At 48.9% G+C, this 3553-nt stretch carries 4 protein-coding genes; all 4 read left to right on the top strand.

Going from position 1 to position 3553, the window contains the following annotated elements; all coding sequences use genetic code 11:
- Positions 1-96 precede the first annotated feature (96 nt).
- The 4 genes from HW443_RS09945 to HW443_RS09930 are packed head-to-tail and all read left to right on the top strand — an operon-like array spanning position 97 to position 3540.
- Positions 97-414 carry a hypothetical protein gene (locus HW443_RS09945; RefSeq protein WP_176232145.1) on the top strand — a complete coding sequence of 106 codons (318 nt, stop codon included), beginning with the start codon at positions 97-99 and terminating at the stop codon, positions 412-414.
- Positions 415-2415 carry a V-type ATP synthase subunit I gene (locus HW443_RS09940; RefSeq protein ID WP_176237009.1) on the top strand — a complete coding sequence of 667 codons (2001 nt, stop codon included), beginning with the start codon at positions 415-417 and terminating at the stop codon, positions 2413-2415.
- Positions 2416-2418: 3 nt separating this feature from the next.
- A complete protein-coding gene (locus HW443_RS09935; RefSeq protein WP_176231889.1) occupies positions 2419-2910 on the top strand; it encodes a V-type ATP synthase subunit K in 492 nt (163 codons plus the stop codon).
- An 18-nt stretch (positions 2911-2928) separates the two neighbouring features.
- Positions 2929-3540 (top strand): V-type ATP synthase subunit E, encoded by a 612-nt coding sequence (locus HW443_RS09930; protein WP_176231890.1) that lies wholly within the window; start codon positions 2929-2931, stop codon positions 3538-3540.
- The last annotated feature ends 13 nt before the right edge of the window (positions 3541-3553 follow it).

Here is a 3553-nt window from a genome sequence, read left to right as displayed (position 1 = left end):
ATGAAATCAACAGAACAGGTTCAAAAGTAAACTTTATTTTGTTACATACGCTAACGACATGGCATACGGCCTGGAAAGGTTTGGGATATTTGGGATATGTTAGAAAAGCTCGATGAGATAAGAAATGTAGAGAAAGAAGCAGAGGAAACAATAAAGAGGGCTGAGGTAGAAAAAAGGGAGAGATTGCGTCGGGCCTATGAAAAGAGGGAGGAAATTATAAGAGAGGCGATGGCAGACGGCGAAAAAGAAGCACGCAAAATAGTGGAGGAGGCAGTAAAAGAGGCACAAGAGGAGGCCTTAAACTTAAGGGAAAGAACCAACCGGGAAATCGAGGAGATAAGAGAGAAATCCAATAGAAATTTTGAGAAGACCATCGAGTTCGTAGTACGTGAAATCAGGAGAGAAGCAGACTAAATGGCTATTGCCAGGATGAAAAAGGTCTACATAATGGGCCACCAATCCATAAGAGGAGAGCTGCTGGAGGGGCTGCAGGAGGCTGAGCTTGTTCATATTGCCAATTTAAGAGAGAAAATCGAACCGGATGTCCTGGATGAGGCAGAGATTGCGGATCAGGAGGAGCTTGGATCTCTACACCTTAAACTTTCCAAGGTGGGTTTTGTGCTTGATCAACTGGGCAGATTTTACATTGAGAAAAAGGGCTTTCTCTCCAGTCTTATAAAGGAGAAAGTCGTTGTGAGCCTGGAAGATCTCAAGAAAGTAGAGGAGAAACTTAACTTTGAGCAGGTGTACGCCGAGTGTGAGGCCCTGGAGAACGAATTTGCGAGAGTTTTGAGCAACCTCCGCCATCTTGAGGAGCAGAGGAAAAGCCTGGTTCCCTGGCTGGGACTTGATCTGAAGATTGAGGATATCAGAGATACTCGGGAAACGGGGATAATTACAGGCAAGTTGCCTGTCAGTAACTTTAAGAAGTTCGCCAGTGATATAGAAAGCGAACTCTCCTATACCTGCTTTAATACAGTAAGCGAGGATGGGCGCAACAAGTGCCTTTTTATAATTTATCACCGGGAAGAGGAGGGGGCCCTGGCGAGCATTCTCGGAAGGCACGGCTTCCAGGAGGTAACTTTCCCGGGACTCAAAGATACTCCGGAGATAGAGTATAGAAAGATCCAAAAGGAGACCGGAGCTCTGGAGAAACGGCGGGATGAAATAAGGGAGCAGATCCAAGGAAAGGCTAGTTACAGGGAAGGGTTGTTGGTGTTCCACGACTACCTCCAGAGTCTTGTCCTCCGAAAAGAGGTAGGAAAAAAATTTGCCACAACCGACCAGGTTTTCCTTATCGAGGGGTGGGTTAAGGAGAAAAACATGGCGGCTGCGAGCGAGCTTGTTTCAGAGGCTTCGGATACCATAGATATCTCCTATTCAGATCCGGCTCCAGATGAAGAGCCGCCGGTAATTTTAGAGAATAACCGGTGGATCGAGCCTTTTGAAGTTATAACAGAAGTTTATGGTGCGCCCCATCCCAAAGAGCTCGACCCTACTCCCTACACAGCCCCCTTTTTTTTGGTCGCCTTCGGCCTGGCTTTAGGAGATGTGGGCTACGGTCTGGTTCTTTCGCTTCTTTCCTGGCTGTTGCTTAAGAAAATTCCCCTTGGGAAAATGGGCCAGAAGTTTCTGCGTCTGCTAATTTACGGGGGTGTTGCGGCCGTTGTGGCGGGCGTATTGACCGGTGGCTGGTTTGCCATTCCCTCCGAATCTCTGCCGCCGGTGCTTAAGAATTTGAGGCTTTTTGATCCCCTGAGCTCTGATGGGCTGATAACGTTTCTCCTGTTAAGCTTTGGCTTCGGGTTGTTGCAGCTTTTTTTGGGGGTTTTTCTGGAGATGGTGGATAATTTCCGGCGCGGCAAGGTCCTGGACGGTCTGATTGACCAGGGTTCCGTTTTGATGTTTCTGCCGGGTGCGGCTCTAATGGTGATTTGGATGTTTTGGAGTGGGAATAATGGTGGGACTCCGCTATGGGCAAAGGTGGGACTGGTGCTTATTATCACCGCATCGCTTTTGACGGTCTTCTTCCGCAACCGGCAGAGCAAAAGCCTGTTGGGCAGAGTGGGGGGAGGTCTTTACAGTCTGTACCAGATGAGCTCTTTTCTGGGAGATACAGTATCCTATGCCCGGCTTATGGCCCTTGGGATTGCTACTACCATGATCGGTTGGGCCTTCAATATTTTGGGTGGCATGATTATGGCGGTACCTGTTGTGGGGATAATCATCGGCAGCCTTTTGCTTGTTTTTCTACACGCCATAAGTCTCATGATCAATTTGATTGGCGCGGTAGTACATCCCCTGAGACTACAGTACGTTGAGTTTTTTACCAAATTTTTTGAGGGTGGCGGAGAAGGGTTCAGGCCATTTAGTATCTTTACCAAAAACGTTATCTTAAGAAGTAAGGGAGGCTGAAGGATGCAAGACACGGTTTTATTGCTGAGTGGTTCAATGTGGGCAGTACTGGGTGCAGCGCTTGCTGCCATGTTGGCAGGAGTAGGTTCAGGCATTGGTATCACCAGTGTGGCCAAATTTTCAGCAGGACTTCTTTCTGAGGATCCGGATAAGTTTGGACGTCTGCTTGTCCTGATTGTTCTTCCCGGTACCCAGGGTATTTATGGTTTTATCATAGCCATTTTGGTAATTGTCTTTTTTGATCTCCTTGGTGGAGGAGGAGCAAACCTGAGTGCCGTGCAAGGTTTCCAGATTTTTGTGGCCTGTCTGCCCGTTGCTATCGCTGGTCTTATCACAGCCATATATCAGGGAATAGTGTCAACCGCAGCGGCGGCGATGGCGGGAAAGAGGGAGGAAACCCTTGGTAAAGCCATCGTGCTTCCGGCTATGGTGGAGACCTACGCTGTCCTGGCTCTGATTACTACCATATTTCTCCTTATGGTTGCAGCAGCATAAATTGGCCCGGGGGAAGACATGTCTTTTGAGAAAATAAAAGAAAAGATCATATCTGACGCCCAGAGAAAGGTTGAAGAGATTCTGAAGGAGGTCCACGGGCTTGCAAAGAGCATCCGTGATGAGGCAGAGACCGAGGGGAACAGGAGGAAAAAAGAGATAGTTTCCCGCGCCCTCCAGCGGGCCGAGGAAGAGAAGAAGAGGATAGGAGCCGTGGCCCGTTTAGAGTCCCGGAACAGTATCCTGAGAGAGAAGCGAAAGCTTGTGGAGCGGGTTTTTGACGAAGCCACGGAGAGGTTTATCCGGCTCCCGGAGGATGAATATATAGATTTTTGTAAAAAGTTGCTGCTGAAAGCGACGGCCTCGGGGAAAGGTGAGCTTATTCTTTCCGCCCGGGACCAGGAAAGGATAGGAAAGCGGCTGGTTGAGGAGATAAATAGAGTCCTGTACCAACTGGGCAAAGACGGCGGGATAGAGCTGTCAGATGAGACCCGCAAGATAAGGGGAGGTTTCTACCTGCGGGAAGAGGGCTCAGATGTCAACGCGACCCTGGAGATCTTTATCGATTACAACCGGGAAAAGCTGGAGAGGGAAGTAATTACCCTTCTGGGTGGCGAAGGGGAGGAAGCTTGAAGGCATTTGAGGC

Origin of the sequence: Candidatus Hakubella thermalkaliphila, from assembly GCF_013281975.1 — a bacterium.
GTDB lineage: Bacteria > Actinomycetota > Humimicrobiia > Hakubellales > Hakubellaceae > Hakubella > Hakubella thermalkaliphila.
The sequence above is the reverse complement of the archived record's forward strand: the minus strand, read 5'-3'. Positions and strand labels throughout refer to the sequence as shown.